This window comes from Methylorubrum podarium (assembly GCF_040270385.1).
GTDB lineage: Bacteria > Pseudomonadota > Alphaproteobacteria > Rhizobiales > Beijerinckiaceae > Methylobacterium > Methylobacterium podarium.
This window is the reverse complement of the sequence record NZ_JBELQE010000018.1, coordinates 1-14,428: the sequence shown is the minus strand read 5'-3', so window position 1 is coordinate 14,428 and position 14,428 is coordinate 1. Positions and strand designations below refer to the sequence as shown.

Annotated in this window: 10 protein-coding genes and 1 riboswitch; of the genes, 5 read left to right on the top strand and 5 right to left on the bottom strand. The window is 68.8% G+C overall.

The features are described 5' to 3' along the window. Positions 1–7: 7 nt before the first annotated feature. A riboswitch (TPP riboswitch) is annotated at positions 8–130 on the bottom strand. Positions 131–252: 122 nt separating this feature from the next. Continuing rightward, complete coding sequence (locus ABS772_RS02545; protein WP_350391968.1) at positions 253–1,527, bottom strand: adenylate/guanylate cyclase domain-containing protein; 1,275 nt, start codon at positions 1,525–1,527, stop codon at positions 253–255. A gap of 474 nt (positions 1,528–2,001) precedes the next feature. On the opposite strand from ABS772_RS02545, the gene ABS772_RS02540 reads away from it, so the two are divergent. Beyond that, positions 2,002–2,868: a helix-turn-helix domain-containing protein gene (locus tag ABS772_RS02540; protein ID WP_350391967.1), complete on the top strand. Its 867-nt coding sequence runs from the start codon at positions 2,002–2,004 to the stop codon at positions 2,866–2,868. A 43-nt stretch (positions 2,869–2,911) separates the two neighbouring features. After that, entirely contained in the window at positions 2,912–4,222 is a 1,311-nt protein-coding gene (locus ABS772_RS02535; protein WP_407942949.1) for an MFS transporter, read from the top strand. A 44-nt stretch (positions 4,223–4,266) separates the two neighbouring features. On the opposite strand, the gene rpoD is transcribed toward ABS772_RS02535, so the two are convergent. The 3 genes from rpoD to ABS772_RS02520 form a co-directional block, all read right to left on the bottom strand. Beyond that, positions 4,267–6,267 carry an RNA polymerase sigma factor RpoD gene (gene rpoD, locus ABS772_RS02530; RefSeq protein WP_238257698.1) on the bottom strand — a complete coding sequence of 667 codons (2,001 nt, stop codon included), beginning with the start codon at positions 6,265–6,267 and terminating at the stop codon, positions 4,267–4,269. 203 nt (positions 6,268–6,470) lie between these two features. After that, positions 6,471–8,387 carry a DNA primase gene (dnaG, locus tag ABS772_RS02525; protein WP_350391965.1) on the bottom strand — a complete coding sequence of 639 codons (1,917 nt, stop codon included), beginning with the start codon at positions 8,385–8,387 and terminating at the stop codon, positions 6,471–6,473. A 103-nt stretch (positions 8,388–8,490) separates the two neighbouring features. Next, complete coding sequence (locus tag ABS772_RS02520) at positions 8,491–9,813, bottom strand: hypothetical protein (RefSeq protein WP_350391964.1); 1,323 nt, start codon at positions 9,811–9,813, stop codon at positions 8,491–8,493. Between the two features lie 340 nt (positions 9,814–10,153). Here ABS772_RS02520 and ABS772_RS02515 point away from each other — a divergent pair, with 340 nt between their 5' ends. Both ABS772_RS02515 and ABS772_RS02510 read left to right on the top strand, forming a co-directional pair. Next, positions 10,154–11,125 (top strand): SMP-30/gluconolactonase/LRE family protein, encoded by a 972-nt coding sequence (locus ABS772_RS02515; RefSeq protein ID WP_350391963.1) that lies wholly within the window; start codon positions 10,154–10,156, stop codon positions 11,123–11,125. An 11-nt stretch (positions 11,126–11,136) separates the two neighbouring features. Beyond that, positions 11,137–12,303: an L-dopachrome tautomerase-related protein gene (locus ABS772_RS02510; protein ID WP_350391962.1), complete on the top strand. Its 1,167-nt coding sequence runs from the start codon at positions 11,137–11,139 to the stop codon at positions 12,301–12,303. A gap of 139 nt (positions 12,304–12,442) precedes the next feature. Here the strand turns inward: ABS772_RS02510 and ABS772_RS02505 are convergent, their stop codons facing one another. After that, on the bottom strand, positions 12,443–12,901 hold the full coding sequence (locus tag ABS772_RS02505) for a GatB/YqeY domain-containing protein (RefSeq protein WP_238254998.1): 459 nt from the start codon (positions 12,899–12,901) through the stop codon (positions 12,443–12,445). 189 nt (positions 12,902–13,090) lie between these two features. Between ABS772_RS02505 and carA the strand changes: the two genes are divergently transcribed. After that, complete coding sequence (carA, locus tag ABS772_RS02500) at positions 13,091–14,341, top strand: glutamine-hydrolyzing carbamoyl-phosphate synthase small subunit (protein WP_238254997.1); 1,251 nt, start codon at positions 13,091–13,093, stop codon at positions 14,339–14,341. Positions 14,342–14,428 lie beyond the last annotated feature (87 nt).

Below are 14,428 nucleotides of genomic sequence, written 5' to 3'. Positions count from 1 at the left end.
TCGATGGAGCGACCCTCAGGTCCAATCCCTACGCCGGTATGAGCCGGATCAGGTTCGAAGGATTTCCGCGCTGCCGGTGACGGCGATAGCGGTTTCTCAGCCCCTTGCCGGGGATCTCCCTGGAACATTTCGGATGTGGGCCCGCGCGAGCCCGCGGTCAATCCCTCCCGCACCGTGATCGGGCCATTCGCTCCACGGAATGCACCGCGCGTCGCGCGCAATGGAGCGACGGACCCGAGTTTTTAGAGAAATTTATTCCGCGGCGGCGGCCTTCGCGGCCGGTCTCCGGCTCGGACGGTAGACCGTCATCGGCTCATCGAACCCGTCCAGCGCATGGCTGCCGAGCGGTTCGGGATCGCCCCAGAGGAAGTCCACGAACGGCTTCGACATCAGGAGCGGTTCCTGAAGCGTGCGATTGAGCCGTGCGAGGCGGCTCGCGAGGTTCACGTCGCGGCCGATCACGGTGAAATCGAGCCGGGTGCCGGAGCCGACATTGCCGTAGGCCGCCTCGCCGTGATGCAGGGCGATGCCAGCATCGACCGCCCGCTCCCCCTCGCCGAAGCGCCCGACCGCGTTCGCCTCGGTGAGCGCCGCCAGCGCCGCCTGCGCCGCGGTGAGCGCGCTCTTGGCCGCGCCGCCGAGGTCGTCGCCCGACTCGCGGAAGATCGCGAGCAGCCCGTCGCCGAGATATTTCAGCACCTCGCCGCCCTCCCGCTCGATCGGCGGGACGAGGCAGTCGAAGAAGGCGTTGAGGAGATCGACCGCGCCCTCCGGCGTCCGGTCGGCCGACAGGCGCGTGTAGTCGCGCATATCGGCGAACAGGATCGCCGAGCGGATGCGGCGCACCTGCCCGCGCCGGATGTCGCCCGAAAGGATCGCCCGGTGCGGCTCGTCGCCGACATAGATGCGCAGCACCGTGTCGAGCTGCTTGTTGAGCAGGCGCATCTCCATCACCGCGGCGAGGGCGGGCATGACGAAGCGCAGGATCGCGATGTCGTCGTCGCGGAACCCGCCCTCGGCGCGCGTGGCGAAGGTGATGCCGTTCTTGGTGCCGTTGGTGAAGATCAACGGGGCGACGAGGTAGTGCGTGTATCCGGCGGCCTTGAGCTCGGGAATGATGGCGTAGGCGTCGTCGGCCGTCTCGGCGAGATCGAGGCTCAGCCACTCGCCTGTCTCATGCACCACGTAGAACGGGCTGGCATGATAGGCCTTCGTCGAGACCTCGCCGTGCGGGAACAGCCGCACCGTCGAGCCGGCGCCGCGGGTCCAGACGCGGCCCACGCCCGAATACTCGGAGTGCAGCGTGTCGATGGCGGTGGAGGCACGGTCGATCGGCACGCCGATGGCGTTGAGACGCTCGGCCAGTCCCGCGAGGAGGTCGTCGGCCTTCGGCAGCCGGGCGCCCTCGCCGAGCAGCCAGTCACGGATGCCAACGCAGGGTTGAAGCGCTCCGAACGGGACATCCTCGGCTTCCGATCCGTCGGCGAGAGCCGTCGGCTTTGGTATCGGGGCGTCCGCGTCGCGCATCGGGAGAAGGTGGGCTCTCGGGTCGTCAAAGCAAGGCTTCGCGCCGGGCACGAAACGCCGTCGACGTCCGTGACCGGAGGCGGGCTCCCGGCGGGTCGGATGCTTACGGGGCGAGCTTGGCCGCATCGTGACGCGGGCGCGGAGCGATGCCGACACCATGGACGCAGGGCCGGGGCCGGATCAAGAGGCCCGGACGGGTCGATGGTCGATGGGATGACGCCGCGCAGACAGGTGCTGGCTGAAAAGTCTTGGCAGCATCTTGCACTTGCGAATGACACCGAAGCCTCCGATAAAGCGGATGCTGCGCGTCGATTATCCTTTTTTGTCTTTCATCTCGTGTCAGACCGATTTTTTACATTCTCCTCCGAAACCGACGGCTTCGAGGGCTATCGGACGCTCTACGCGGGCGGAACCGATGTCAGGGCGACCGATGCGCCGTTTCACGCCCGCGTGGAGGCGCATCGGTTCGGCCGGATGAACGTCTTCGAGCGCGCCTTGAGCGGGGTCGAGCATCGGCGCGACCGAACCCGTGTGCGCCGCGACGGCTTCGACCACTTCACGCTTCAATACCTGCGCAGCGGCACCTTCCACGGCGGCGCCCTCGACGCGGAGCGGCGTCTGGCCCCCGGCGACGTCATCCTGTTCGATCTCACCCGTCCGCAGCGCACACGCCTCGAATCGGCCCGCACCGTCACCGTGAGCCTGAGCCGGGAACTGGTGGAGGCGGCGGCGCCCGAGGCGGGCCGCTATCACGGGCAGGTTCTGCCGGAAGCGGTGTCGGGCCTGCTCGGCGACCTGATCGGGTCGCTTGCCCGGCGGGCCGCCACGACTACGCCGGACACCGCGGGGAGCACCGCCCGCGCCCTGACCGAGCTGCTGGCGGGAGCCCTCGGGCAGGTGCGGCCCGACGACGAGGCGACGGGGGGCATCATCGCCGATCTGCGGCGGCGGCGGGCCGAGGCGTTCATCGAAGCGCGGCTGAACGACCCGACACTGGATGTGGCAACCGTCGCGCGCGGAGCCGCGCTGTCGCGCAGCGCGCTCTACCGCCTGTTCGAGCCGACGGGCGGCGTCGCGCAGCACATCCTGGCCCGTCGCCTCGAACGGCTGGGCGCCGCCCTGCGCAACCCGGTCGAGACGCGCTCGATCACCACCCTCACCTTCGATCACGGCTTCGCCAGCGAGAGCCATTGCAGCCGCGCCTTCCGCAGCACGTTCGGCCTGCCGCCGGGTCGCTACCGCGCCGAGATGCGCGTTCCCCGCGCCGGTGCCCGCGGCGAGCCTCCGGCCGGCGAGAGCGCCGCGCGCCTGCTGACCGCGTGGTCGCGTGCCCTCGACTGACCCCGTGATGTCACCGGCTTCCCACGACCCGCCGCCTGGCACGATGCCCGCACGGGCCGGTCTCGAGGGCTGGGCGCTAGTCGCGCTGCTGGCATCGATCCAGTTCATGGCCTTCAGCGACCGGTTTCTCCTCACCCTGCTCGCGACCCCGCTGAAGCAGGCGCTGGGGCTGAGCGACACCCAGCTCGGCCTGCTCCAGGGCTCGGCCTTCGCCCTGCCCTACGCGTTCGCCCTGCCGCTGCTCGGCGTCGTCGCCGATAGCGGCCGCCAGCGCGGCCTCCTCGTGGCCGGCCTCGCCCTGTGGGGTGGGGCGACCTTCGCCAGCGGTCTCGCGGCCGGGTTCGGCACTCTGCTCGCGGCCCGCTGCGCGCTGGGCCTGGGACAGGCGGGGTTCGGCCCCGCCGCCCTCTCGCTGATGAGCCTGCATCTGCGCCGGGACCGCCTCGGACGGGGCCTCTCGGCGCTCACCGCCGCGTCCACGCTCGGTCGAAGCTTCGCCCTGGTCGCGGGCGGGGCGGTGCTGGCGTGGCTCGTCGCGCGGGGCGGCCTCGCCTTTCCCGGTCTCGGGACCCTCGCCCCGTGGCAGGCCCTGCTCGTCCTCGCGGCGCTGCCGAACCTTCCTCTTGCGCTCCTCGTCCTGCGCATCCGGCCGACCCCGGGGCACCCCGCCGGCTCCCGAACGGCTTCGCGGATGCCTCGCAGGCCATCGCTCCGCACCGCGCTGGCCTGGATCGGACGGCGGCGGAGAGCCTACCTGCCGTACACGGTCGCGGCCACGGCCGGGGTTCTCATGAGCCAGACCCTCACCGCCTGGGCGCCGACCTTCTACGTCCGCGCCTTCGGGTTCAGTCCGGCAGAGAGCGGCCTGCGCCTCGGCCTCCTGGTGCTGATCGCCGCCCCGATCGGCCACGCCGCGGGCGGGTTCACCCTGGACCGTCTGCGCCGCGCCGGATGGACGGACGCCTCGCCGCTGATCCTGGCGCTCGGACTGATCCTGGCGGTGCCGCTCACGGCCCTCGCGAGCCTGAGCACCGACCTGTTCCTGTCGCTCGCCGGGTTCGCCGGGCTCGTGGCGATCCTGGGCTTCGCCGCCCCGCCCGGATTGGCCGGCATCCAGATCCTGACCCCGAAGCCGCTACGAGGCCGGGTCAACGCCCTCTTCTTCGCCACCGTCTCCCTCACGGGCTTCGGCCTCGGGCCGCCCCTGGTCGGGCTTCTCAGCGACCGTCTGTTCGGGGAGGCGGGCCTGGGCCTTGCCCTCCTGGCCGTCTACGCGCCCGTCGGCGCCGTCGGCGCCTTGGCCGCCCTCCTCGCGCGCCGCGCCTGGCGCCCTTCCGGCCAGGGCGGACGCTGAAACGAGAACGGCCGCCCCGGGGGGCGGCCGCTTCGTGGTCCGGATCAGTTGTCAAGGAAGCTTCGGAGCTTCCGCGACCGGCTCGGATGCTTGAGCTTGCGCAGGGCCTTCGCCTCGATCTGGCGGATGCGCTCGCGGGTCACCGAGAATTGCTGGCCGACCTCTTCGAGGGTGTGGTCGGTGTTCATGCCGATGCCGAAGCGCATGCGCAGCACGCGCTCCTCGCGGGGCGTCAGCGAGGCGAGCACCCGGGTCGTGGTCTCGCGCAGGTTCGACTGGATCGCCGCATCGATCGGCAGGACGACGTTCTTGTCCTCGATGAAGTCGCCGAGATGCGAATCCTCCTCGTCGCCGATCGGCGTCTCGAGGGAGATCGGCTCCTTGGCGATCTTCAGGACTTTTCGCACTTTCTCCAGCGGCATGGCCAGCTTCTCGGCCAGTTCCTCCGGGGTCGGCTCGCGGCCGATCTCGTGCAGCATCTGACGCGAGGTACGAACGATCTTGTTGATCGTCTCGATCATGTGCACGGGAATGCGGATCGTGCGGGCCTGATCGGCGATCGAGCGGGTGATCGCCTGCCGGATCCACCACGTGGCGTAGGTCGAGAACTTGTAGCCGCGGCGGTACTCGAACTTATCGACCGCCTTCATCAGGCCGATATTGCCCTCCTGGATCAGGTCCAGGAACTGCAGGCCGCGGTTGGTGTACTTCTTGGCGATCGAGATCACGAGGCGGAGGTTGGCCTCGATCATCTCCTTCTTCGCTTGGCGGGCCTCGCGCTCGCCCTTCTGCACCATCGCGACGATCTTGCGGTACTCGCCGATCTGCAGGCCGGTCTCGGAGGCGAGGGTCAGGATCTGCTCGCGCAGGTCCGCGACCTGCCGGCCGCCGCGATCGACGAAGTTCTTCCAGCCCTTGCCGCCGAGCGTGGCGACACGGTCCATCCAGTTCGGGTCGAGCTCGTAGCCCTGGTAGTGGCGCAGGAACTCGTCGCGGGCGACGCCGTGGTGCTCGGCGGCGCGCATCAGACGGCCCTCATGGCTGATGAGGCGCTTGTTGATGTCGTAGAGCTGCTCGACCAGCGCCTCGATGCGGTTGGCGTTGAGCGAGAGCGACTTCACGTCGGTGACGACGATGTCCTTCAGCTCGGCCTGCTTCTTGGTCTGAGCCGAGGTGACCGTGCCGCCGCCGGCCTTCAGCTCCGTCTCCTCGTTCTGGAGCTTGCGCAGCTTGCGGTAGTTCGAGGCGATGTTGTCGAAGGTTTCGAGAACGCGCGGCTTGATCTCGGCCTCCATGGCCGCGAGCGACACGTTGTTCTCCATGTCGTCCTCGTCGTCCCCGCCTTCCGGCGGGACGGCGCCGTCGCCTTCCTCCGATTCCTCGGTCTCGCTCTCCGCCTCCTGCGGCGCGCCGCGGGCATCGGGGCCGGCATAGGTGGCCTCGAGGTCGATGATGTCGCGCAGCAGAACCTTGCCGTCGACGAGTTCGTCGCGCCAGATGATGATGGCCTGGAAGGTCAGCGGGCTCTCGCAGAGGCCCGCGATCATCGCCTCGCGGCCGGCCTCGATGCGCTTGGCGATCGCGATCTCGCCCTCGCGCGAGAGCAGCTCGACCGAGCCCATCTCGCGCAGGTACATGCGCACGGGATCGTCCGTGCGGTCGGTCGGCTCGCGGGTGGTGGGGGTCGCGACCGCGACGGCGCGCGAGCCGGAGGCCTCGACGACCTCGCCGCCCTCGGCGCTCTCCTCCTCCTCGGAGGCCTCGCCGTTTGCTTTGGCCTCGGTCGCGGTCTCCTCGGATTCCTCCGCCTCGACCACGCGGATGCCCATGTCGTCGAGCTGCGCGAGCACGTCCTCGATCTGGTCGCCGTCGACCTGACCGTCGGGGAGGACTTCGTTGATCTCTTCGTAGGTGACGTAGCCGCGCTTCTTCGCGAGCTTGACCATCCGCTTGACCGCGGCATCCGTCAGGTCAAGGAGCGGGCCGTCCGTCGGTTGATCCTGGGCGGCGTCCGCATCGTCCCGCTCGGTTGCCTTCGTTGCCATGCTCAGCCTATTGTTCTCGTGGGAGCGCCGCAGGCTGAGCCCGCGCGCTCCGCGAAAGACCCGTCGCAATGTCGTGGAATGGCGCGCTTGTCGAGTGCCCGCGCCGATTCTCGTTGCATCCGCTCTAACTTGCCGTGCGTTGACCGACCGTTAACCAAGTCGGCTTCTCGCCGCCGTCACCCTCCGGTCACGCCGGCACGAATTCATCCCTCCTGAGAGACCTCCGCCTCCGCTTCGGCCGCGGCGATGACCGCCAATTGCTGCTGCACATCGCACAGCCAAGCGAAATTGGCCTCGGACCCATCCTCGGCAAGAGCTCTCTCAGCTTGGTGGAGTTCGCTATGTAGCGCTCCCGACTGCCGGTGCAAGATCACGGCTTGATGCAGAGTTTGTTCCAGGCGCTGCGGGTCGGCGTTCGGATCGAGCATCCAGCGGTCGCCGGGACCGACCAGGGCGAGCAGCCGTCCGTGCGCCTCCTCGAGCCCGGCCCGGCGCAGCCGCGCCTCCATCAGCTCCGGCTCCGGCGTACCGGCCTCCGCCGCCCGGTCGAGCAGGAGGGCGCGGAGCGCCCGGGCATCGGGGTTGACCAGTTCGAGGGCGGCGAGCGCCTCCTCCTCGATCCCGAGCAGTTCCGGGTGCGCGAGCAGGCTCATGACGATCATCGCCTCGCGCTTGGCCGCCCGCCCGCCCGCCGCCGGCACGGGCGCCGCCGCCTTCAGGAGCGGGTTGAAGCCGGTCGTGATGCGCGGCGAGGGCGGCGGATCGCCGGGGCGCGGCCGGCGCTGGAACGGCGTACCGCGCGGGTTCGCGGTACGCCCGCCGGCCATGCGCTCGGCGCGTCCGCCGGAAAATCCACCCGAAAGCCCCCGCAGCCGTTCTTCGATATCGTCGCGGTAGAAGCGGCGCACGGTCTCGTCGCGGATGCCGGCCACCGTCTCCCGCAGGGTCCGGGCGAGCCCGGCCCGGCGCTCCGGCGTATCGAGGGTCGCCGCCTCCGACTCGCGGGCCCACAGCATCTCGACGAGCGGTCGCGCGCCTGAGAGCACCGCCTCGATCGCCGAGGGGCCGCTGGCGCGCATCAGGTCATCCGGGTCCTGGCCCTCGGGCAGCATCGCGATGCGCAGGGACTTGCCCGGCTCCAGCATCGGCAGAGCCACGTCGAGGGCGCGGAAGGCGGCCCGCTGGCCCGCCCCGTCGCCGTCGAAGCAGAGGATCGGCTCGTCGGCATGGCGCCAGAGCAGGGCGAGCTGATCCTCGGTCAGCGCGGTACCGAGGGGCGCGACGGTCTCGGGGTAGCCGGCGAGCGTCATGGCGATGACGTCGACATAGCCCTCCACCGCGATGATCCGGCTCCGGTCGTGCGCGGCCTTTCGGGCGGCGTGGAGGTTGTAGAGCATCCGCCCCTTGTGGAAGAGCGGCGTCTCCGGCGAGTTCATGTACTTCGCCTTGGCGTCCGCCTGCATCGCCCGGCCGCCGAAGGCGACGACCCGGCCGCGGATGTCGAGGATCGGAAACATGATCCGGTCGCGGAACTTGTCGTAGGGAACGCTCACGCCTTCGGCGGTGGCGAGGAGCCCTAGTTCGAGCATCAGGTCGCGATCGACGCCCTTGCCGGCGAGGTAATCGCGCAGGGCGTAGCGCCCGGACAGGGAATAGCCGAGCCGGAACTTTTGGCGCGTGGCCTCGCTCAGGGCGCGGCGGTCGAGATAGGCCCTGGCCTCGGCCCCGGCCTGCCCGCGCAACTGCTCCTCGAAATAGGCGGCGGCCAGCTCCATCACTTCGAGGGCGCCCTTGCGCCGCTCCTCGGCCTGCTCGCTCTCCACCGTCATCTTCGGCAGGGTGACGCCCGCTTCGCTCGCCAGCCGCTCCACGGCCTCGGGAAAGCTCAAGCCTTCCGTCTCCATAACGAATTTGAAGATGTCGCCGTGCTTGCCGGACGAGAAGCAGTGATAGAACTGCTTCTGGTCGTTCACGTAGAAGGAGGGCGTCTTCTCGGAGTTGAACGGCGACAGGCCGCGCCACTCGCGGCCGGCCTTCTTGAGGCGCACGCGCCGGCCGACCACCTCGGAGGTGGGCACGCGGGCGCGGATCTCTTCGAGGATGTGGGGCGGGTAGCGCACGGGGCTCTGATCGCGCTGAGATGGGACAGGGGCGATGTCCGGGCCATGTAACCTAGCCGAACGGACTTAACCGAGTCTCTTCCCTCGTCACGACGGTGGCCGCTTACGTGGCGGCGTAGCGCGCGTCGAAATGCTGGTTCAGGATGTCCCAGATCTGGCGCAGGCGGCGCACATGCAGGTCGTCACGGACGAAGCTGACGAAGGCAGCGAACTCGTCATCGAGGTCGAGCGACGGCTGGCTGTTCCCCTTCTTGAGTTCTCCCGGGTCGACGTTCTCGGCCGCCGCACGGCCGGAAGCCGGACTCTCATCCCTGTCCGGTCGTGCCGGCGCGGCCGCATCGGCGCCGACTTCCGGGGCCGGGTTGCTCGGGGCGACGCGCTTCAGGATCTGAAGAAGCTGCCGACTGATGGCGGGATTCCGCGTCGCACGCTCGAGATCGAACACCGTCCGGATATTGTACTTGCGCAACGCGACGACGTTGGCCGAGCCCACGGCCAGAATTAGTTGGGCTTGCGCCACCCAATCGACCGCCTCCAGCAATCCGTAGGGCGTCTCGATCGCGATCTTGATCGGATTCGCGGTGGCAAGGTTCTGCACGTCCATGATTTCGTGTTCGTTCAAGCGCAGCTTGATGAACGAATCGATGCCGAGGATCGTATCGAGCGGGATATCCTCACGCAGCGCCGATGTTTCCGGATTGATTTTCTTCAAGGCAAGCCACGGAAACTTGGCGGCGAGCATGCCGAGAAAGAGATCGGGGAACCAGCCGATGATGAAGGCGACGGCGACGAGGAAATTGGTGCCGCCATGGTGGAAGATGTGAGCATGCCAGATGGCTGCACTGACGAAAACCGCCAGCAACAGATGAAGGACGGCCTGGAAGAACGAAATCGGAGAGAGGTCGTAGTTGGCCACACGTCTGACCAAGTGACCGATCGACCAGAGATAGGCTCCGAAGAACGAGTAGACGAGCGACCCGAGCAGCGTCCCGTCGGGATTCACCAGCGGACTTTGTTTGTTACCGGCGCAATCGGAGATCTGAGGCGAAAAGGCCGCTCCGAAGCCGATCAAGCTCAGAAGCACAAACAAGGCGACAGGGAAAAAGTACTGCACGGATGAAGAAAGGATGCCTCCCAACGTCAATTCATTATTGTAGCGCGAATGAATGATATCATAGGATGGAACAATCGTCTTTCTATCTTCATCCTTGGAGAATCCGAACAATTTCCCCAGATTTTCTATCTCTGCAGTTCTTGCATGGCGAATATTATAAATTCCGAGGAATATTCCGATGGGAAGGATGATGCTGAGAAGCGCGGAGGCTATCCCTGACCAGCTTGCAGCGTCGGCAAAGCCGCGCAAGTCCGAGATCGAGCAGCACATATTTTCCGGAACCCAATCGGACAGTGTATAGAAGAGTGGCATTTCCGGTCACCCCCCGCCGAGCACCGTGCGTGCGCCACCCGCAAGGGCGCGACTACTCGGGCGTATGGGGAATTGATCACAATCCGCGCCGCACCATCAACTTGTAATTCGGTATATCCCCCGGTCGTCGGTGACCGACCGCCGGCGGAAACGATGTCTTGGCGGCTAAGAACACGTTATCCTGCATGCATTTAGTCGGCCGCCTACGAACTGGCGGCCTCTGAACGCCCCTTTTCTGCTCCTCTGTCTGTCCCCATTTTTTCAACTTGGACGATCAAAAGCGGTATCGCGAAAACGGATCGAACCGGAGCCTTCGCGCGCACGACGCGTTTGCGAGTCGATGCCCGAATCGCTCCCTCGCTTCTGCCGTGGCGTGCCCCGCCGCCCGCTCCTCGGCCTCGCCCTGCTCGCCGTCTTCGCCCCGAGGGCGCGGGCCGCCGACACGCTTTCGGCGGTCCTCGATCCCGCGGCACGGGTCGAGACGCTCTACGATGAAGGAACGTGGTGCGAGGGGCCGGTCTGGGCACCCGAACTCGGAGGCCTCGTGTTCAGCGACGTGCGCCGCAACCGGATGATGCTGATACGCGAGGGCGGCCGCGCGGAGGTGTTCCGTGAACCCTCGAACAACGCCAACGGCAATACCCTCGACGCGCGGGGCCGCCTGATCACCTGTGAGCACCGCACCTCGCGGGTCGTGCGGCTGGAGACCGACGGCAGTCTCACCGTGCTGGCGGATCGCTACGCCGGCGGGCGGCTCAACTCGCCCAACGACGTCGTGGTCGCCCGCGACGGCGCCCTCTGGTTCACCGATCCGAGTTACGGCATCGATCAGGCCGAGGAGGGCGAGCCGCGCCCGTCCGAGCAGAAGGGCCGCTTCGTCTTCCGCTTCGCCCCCGGCGGGTCCCTCGCGGTCGTCACGGACCGGTTCGTGCAGCCGAACGGCCTCGCCTTCTCGCCGGACGAGCGGATTCTCTACGTCAGCGAGTCGGCCAACCGCGAAGGGGCACCGGGCGAGATCAGGGCCTTCGACGTCTCGGACGGGCGGCTCTCGAACGAGCGCGTCTTCGCCACCGTACCGAACGGCGTGCCGGACGGCCTCAAGGTCGATGCCGAGGGCCGGGTCTATGCCGGCACCGGCGACGGCGTGCGGATCTGGTCGGCCGAGGGGCGCCCGGTCGGCCACATCCCGACCGAGGGGCCCTGCGCCAACATCGCCTTCGGCGGTCAGGACGGGCGGCGGCTGTTCGTCTGCGCGGGCAAGCGGGTGCTCGCCGTCGAGACAAAGGTCCGCGGCGCTGCGACCCGCGCCTGAAGGAGGCCGCCATGACGATCCAATTCGTGCGGCGCAGGCTGCTCGCCTCCGCTGCCGCTCTCGCCGCGGCGCGGACGATGGCGGCGCGGCCGGTTCTCGCACAACCGGCGACCAAGGCGGTCGGCGCCCTGGACCTCGTCGTCGCCGCGCGGGCGCCGACGACGCCGACCGGGCTGACGCTCTCCAAGGACGGCCGGATGTTCCTGTTCATGCCGCGCTTCGACGAGACGACGGTGTTCACCGCGGGCGAGCTGTCTCCGGACGGGCGGGTCGTGCCCTACCCGAGCGAGGCGGCGAACCGGCCCGATCCGTCGCGGCCCGCCGAGACGCTGTTCCACGTCCCCAACGGGGTTTTCGACCGGAACAACCGCCTCTGGCTGCTCGATGCCGGGCTGATGGCCTCGTCCGGCGAGCCGGCCCCCGGCGCGGCCAAGCTCGTCTGCATCGATCCGGCCACGAACCGGATCCTGCGCACGATCTCCCTGCAATCGGTCGTGACCAAGACCTCCTCGCTCAACGACCTGCGGGTCGATGTCCGGCCCGGCCGCGAGGTCGCCTACGTCACCGATCAGGGGCAGGACGGCGAGGGTGCGCTGATCGCCGTGGATCTCGCGAGCGGCCGCGCCGTGCGGCGCCTCGCGGGCCATGCCAGCACGCGATCGGTGCCCGGGCTCCTCAAGATCGTCGAGGGCCGGGTGCTGCTCAAGCGCGCGGCCGACGGCACGACGAGCCCGATCGAGGGTGGCGCCAACGGCATCGCGCTGAGCCCCGACGGTAAGCGGCTCTACTACACGCCGCTGATGAGCCGGCGCCTCTACGCGGTCGAGACCGCCGCGCTGCTCGATGCGGGACAGGACGACGCGGCGGTCGCGGCGACGGTGACGGATCTCGGCGAGAAGGGACTGACCGGCGGGTTGATCGCCGATTCGCGCGACCGGCTCTATCTGAGCCTGCAGGAGTTCAACGGCATCGGCCGCCGCGACCCGGATGGCCGGATCGAGCTCCTTGCCACCGATCCGCGCCTGATCTGGCCGGACACGTTCTGGATCACCGGCGACGGCTGGCTCTATCTCTCCTCCGCCCAGGCCAACCGCCGCCCGGAGCACAACGGCGGCATCGACCGGCAGGAGCGGCCCTACGCGATCTTCCGGACGCGGATCGACGCCGGGCCGGCGTGAGGCAGGATCGACCTCCGCCGTCATCGCGAGCGTCAGCGAAGCGATCCAGCGGCGCGACCTTTTCGGAGAGGGCGCGCCCTGGAAGGCTTCGGCTCCGCCTCGCCATGACGGAGAGGACGATCGGTCGACCGAGAGTGTCTTACTTCCCCGCCAGCGCGTCCTTCACCAGCGCGCTCGCGCGGCCGAAATCCATGCGGCCGGTATACTTGCCCTTCAGGGCCGCGATCACCTTGCCCATGTCCTTCGGGCTCTCGGCGCCCGTTTCGGCGATGGCGTCGGCGATCGCCGTGCGGGTCTCCGCCTCGTCCAGCTGCTGCGGCAGGAAGGTCTGGATGATCTCGGCCTCGGCGCGCTCGCTCTCGGCGAGTTCGGGCCGGCCGCCCTGCTCGTAGACGCCGGCGGCTTCCTGGCGCTGCTTGATCATCTTCTGCAGGAGCGCGAGGATCTCCTCGTCGCTCGTCTGGCCCTTGCCCTCGCCGCGGGCGGCGATGTCGCGATCCTTGAGCGCCGCCTGAATCATGCGGACCGTCGAGAGCTTCTGCTTCTCGCCGGCCTTCATGGCCTCCTTCATCTCGGCGGTGATGCGCTCGCGCAGCATGATGACGTCACTCCTGTCAAAAGGTTCGGCGCGGATGCTCCGCTTGTCCGGGGCATTGCGCGGGGCGGCTTCCGCGCCCAGATTGACCCGGACGCGGCCGGCTCGCTATGAGCCCCGCGAGAGATCGCCTTGCCCCGCGGCCCGATGATGCGGCCGCGCGAGGCCGCGGACATAAGCCGGATCGGACCCATGCTGCAAGACGAACCCGCGACCCTGCGCGCCGATCCCGCGCGCACGAACCTCGCGCCCAAGACCCCGGAGCCGTGGAGCGAGCCCCTCGTCACGGCGCTGCTCGTGCTGGCCGACGGCACCGTTCTCGAAGGCTTCGGCATCGGCCAGACGGGGATCGCCGACGGCGAGGTCTGCTTCAACACGGCGATGACGGGCTATCAGGAGATCCTGACCGACCCATCCTATGCCGGGCAGATCGTCACCTTCACCTTCCCGCATATCGGCAATGTCGGCACCAACGACGAGGATCTGGAGAGCCTGGACCAGGCGCCGGCCTCCGGCGTGCGCGGCGCGGTGATCGCGTCCGCCGTCACCAAGCCGTCGAACTGGCGCTCCTCCTCCCACCTCGACGGCTGGCTCAAGGCCCGCGGCATCGTCGGCATCACCGGCATCGACACCCGGGCGCTGACCGCGCTGATCCGCGACCGCGGCATGCCGAACGCCGTCATCGCCAACGATCCCGAGGGCCGGTTCGACCGCGAGGCGCTGAAGGCCCGCGCCGCCGCGCTGGCGCCGATGGAGGGTCTCGACCTCGTGCCGCCGGTGACCTCCCGCGACGTCTCGGCCTGGACCGAGACCGTCTGGGCCGTGAAGGGCGGCTACGGCTCGCGGGCGCCGGGCCAGGGCCTCAAGGTCGTGGCGATCGATTACGGGGTGAAGCGCAACATCCTGCGCCTGCTCGCGCAAGCCGGCTGCGACGTCACGGTGGTGCCCGCCACCACCAAGGCCGAGGACATCCTCGCGCTGAAGCCAGACGGCGTGTTCCTCTCCAACGGCCCCGGCGATCCGGCCGCGACCGGCGAATATGCCGTGCCGGTGATCCGCAAGCTGCTCGACGAGCGAGTGCCGACCTTCGGCATCTGCCTCGGCCACCAGCTCATGGGTCTCGCGCTGGGCGGGCGCACGGTGAAGATGGGCCAGGGCCATCACGGCGCGAACCATCCGGTGAAGGACCACACCACCGGCAAGGTCGAGATCGTCTCGATGAACCACGGCTTCGCGGTCGATCCCAAGAGCCTGCCCGCGACGGCGGTCGAGACTCACGTCTCGCTGTTCGACGGCTCGAATTGCGGTCTCTCGCTCACCGACCGCCCGGCCTTCTCGGTGCAGCACCACCCGGAGGCCTCGCCGGGCCCGCGCGACAGCCACTACCTGTTCGAGCGCTTCGTGAAGCTGATGCGCGAGAACCGGCCCGAGACCGCCGCGTAATGGGTCCAGACCCGGCCGGGGGGGGCCGGGGTGTGGGCCCGCCGGGGAGGGAGGGGGGGCACGCGGTGGGGGAGGCGCGCGGGCGCG

Bases quoted from the DNA above. Each gene is read 5' to 3' on its own strand.
- ABS772_RS02545 (WP_350391968.1), bottom strand. From the start codon at position 1,527: ATGCGCGACGCGGACGCCCCGATACCAAAGCCGACGGCTCTCGCCGAC.
- ABS772_RS02510 (WP_350391962.1), top strand. From the start codon at position 11,137: ATGACGATCCAATTCGTGCGGCGCAGGCTGCTCGCCTCCGCTGCCGCT.
- ABS772_RS02515 (WP_350391963.1), top strand. From the start codon at position 10,154: ATGCCCGAATCGCTCCCTCGCTTCTGCCGTGGCGTGCCCCGCCGCCCG.
- ABS772_RS02505 (WP_238254998.1), bottom strand. From the start codon at position 12,901: ATGCTGCGCGAGCGCATCACCGCCGAGATGAAGGAGGCCATGAAGGCC.
- ABS772_RS02520 (WP_350391964.1), bottom strand. From the start codon at position 9,813: ATGCCACTCTTCTATACACTGTCCGATTGGGTTCCGGAAAATATGTGC.
- ABS772_RS02535 (WP_407942949.1), top strand. From the start codon at position 2,912: ATGCCCGCACGGGCCGGTCTCGAGGGCTGGGCGCTAGTCGCGCTGCTG.
- carA (WP_238254997.1), top strand. From the start codon at position 13,091: ATGCTGCAAGACGAACCCGCGACCCTGCGCGCCGATCCCGCGCGCACG.
- rpoD (WP_238257698.1), bottom strand. From the start codon at position 6,267: ATGGCAACGAAGGCAACCGAGCGGGACGATGCGGACGCCGCCCAGGAT.
- ABS772_RS02540 (WP_350391967.1), top strand. From the start codon at position 2,002: ATGAACGTCTTCGAGCGCGCCTTGAGCGGGGTCGAGCATCGGCGCGAC.